Below are 2,162 nucleotides of genomic sequence, written 5' to 3'. Positions count from 1 at the left end.
AGCTTTGAATATTAACCTGGTATATCTACCTGAAACAAAAATACTTTTAGGAATGTACCATTATATTCAAAGGAACAGATTTATTTTTATCAGTAGTAACACAAATTTTAATAGAAAGACGATATTAGCACACGAATTAGGTCACGATCAACTACACAGAGATTATTGTATGAGTGGTGGAGCTTTTCATGACCAAACAGTATTAAACCCTACAAATAAATTTGAAACTGAAGCTAATATTTTTGCAGCTCATTTATTAATAAGTGATGAAGATATCCTAGATAATATCAATGATCAAGTTTGTGATTATGAAATCGCTGGACAGTTAGGCGTAGATATAAATTTACTAAATCTAAAAATTTCTGAGTTAGCAAAAATGGGCAAATTTAATAAACCAGTTAATGTTAATATACCTCAGGGAGATTTTCTTAAAAATTATCGCCCTGAACATGATGATTATTATTAGGAGACTCTATGGGAATTTTTATTACAGGATATATTTTATTAATCCTTTCTGGAGTAGTTTTCTACTATCTCATCTCTACCTACTCTGTAAAAATCTCAGCTTTTTTAATTGATTTTATAGTTGTAGGTTTAGGATTTTATATATCCTTAAAAGATAAACTAGATAACAAATTGTCTATTCCCCTTTCAATTACAGCAGTAATAATTTATGGAATATTGCTAATTTTAATAAATCAAAAGCTACCAAAAATCAGTAAACTTTTAAACTATATAATTGCTTTCATAGGATCAGCAGTTGCCCTATGGTTGGCACTAGATTTTATAACAAACACTCTAGCCGCTTTTAAAATAATAGGTCAAACTTATCATCAATTACCAATAACAAAAAGTATGATGATAAATTCCTTTATACATTATGTAATTGTATTCTTAATTAGTATTCCAGTGTTTAAAGGTAGAATGAAATTTATACTTGGAGGAAATTATGAGTAAAGAAATGGATAAAAATAAAGACGAAAATCAGAAAAAAAAAGAACTTCAAATCAGATCATCCGCTGCTGAATACTTGACTTTTATTGCAGCTAACGGTGATGATCAAGAAGCTATAGAAATTAGATATGAAGATGAGAATATTTGGCTAACTCAAAAGATGATGGCAGCTCTTTATGATGTCAGTACTGCAGCAATAAATCAGCACTTAAAAAAAATATTTGATGACAATGAATTACAAGAAGAAGCAACTATTAAGAATTTCTTAATAGTTCAAAAAGAAGGTTCTAGAAATGTTTCAAGAGAAACAAAACACTACAACCTACAAGCAATTATTGCAGTAGGCTTTAAAGTAAATAACGAACGTGCCGTCCAATTTAGAAAGTGGGCAAACCAAATTGTAAAAGATTTTACAATTAAAGGTTGGGCAATGGATGATGAAAGACTCAAAAATTCTGGCACAAAACTTACAAAGGATTATTTCGAAAAATTACTTGTAAAAATTCGTGAAATTAGATTATCTGAGAGAAGATTCTATCAAAAAATCACAGATATTTATGCCACTTCTTTAGACTATGATCCATCTGCAAAAGCAACAAAAAGATTTTTTGCAGCTATTCAAAATAAATTGCACTATGCAATTCATGGAAAAACTGCAGCTGAATTAATCGTAGATAGAGCCAATCACAAAACGAAAAATATGGGACTTACTACTTGGGAAGGCTCTCCAGATTCAAAAATTCATAAATATGATGTAGTTGTTGCAAAAAATTATCTAAACGAAGAAGAATTAAATCAAATGCAAAGAATTGTTTCATCATATTTGGACATGGCAGAACTACAAGCAGAAAGACATATCCCTATGACTATGGAAGATTGGGAAAAAAGATTAAATGGATTTTTACAATTATGGGATAAAGAAATCTTAAACGATGCAGGAAAAGTGTCTGCAGCTCTTGCTAAAAAGCACGCAGAGAGTGAGTTTGAAAAATATAGAATTATACAAGATAGACTTTACAAAAGTGATTTTGATAAGTTCTTAGAACTAGAAGATGATGCTAAAAAATTAGAAGAATAACTTAATACACGCTTAACGCTTATAACTTTAATAGCAAGCACAGTAAGTGAGTACCCACTTACGAAAAATTGATGAAGCAGAACCTTTATGGACTGCTTCTTTTTTTATCAATTTTACCTTGTTAGGGAGA

The 2,162-nt window shown here is 29.9% G+C and carries 3 protein-coding genes; all 3 read left to right on the top strand.

Annotation, left to right across the window (positions count from 1 at the left end):
• On the top strand, positions 1 to 466 hold a 466-nt coding region (locus tag MR285_RS02415; RefSeq protein WP_293557662.1), incomplete at its 5' end, for an ImmA/IrrE family metallo-endopeptidase.
• A gap of 8 nt (positions 467 to 474) precedes the next feature.
• A complete protein-coding gene (locus MR285_RS02410) occupies positions 475 to 957 on the top strand; it encodes a hypothetical protein (RefSeq protein WP_293557660.1) in 483 nt (160 codons plus the stop codon).
• The gene (locus tag MR285_RS02405; RefSeq protein ID WP_293557658.1) at positions 950 to 2,032 is read left to right on the top strand and encodes a virulence RhuM family protein; all 1,083 of its coding nucleotides are present in this window, start codon (positions 950 to 952) and stop codon (positions 2,030 to 2,032) included. The genes MR285_RS02410 and MR285_RS02405 overlap by 8 nt, the downstream gene beginning before the upstream one ends.
• The last annotated feature ends 130 nt before the right edge of the window (positions 2,033 to 2,162 follow it).

This window comes from Peptoniphilus sp. (assembly GCF_022767005.1).
Lineage (GTDB): Bacteria > Bacillota > Clostridia > Tissierellales > Peptoniphilaceae > Peptoniphilus_A.
This window is presented reverse-complemented; position numbering and strand designations above follow the sequence as displayed.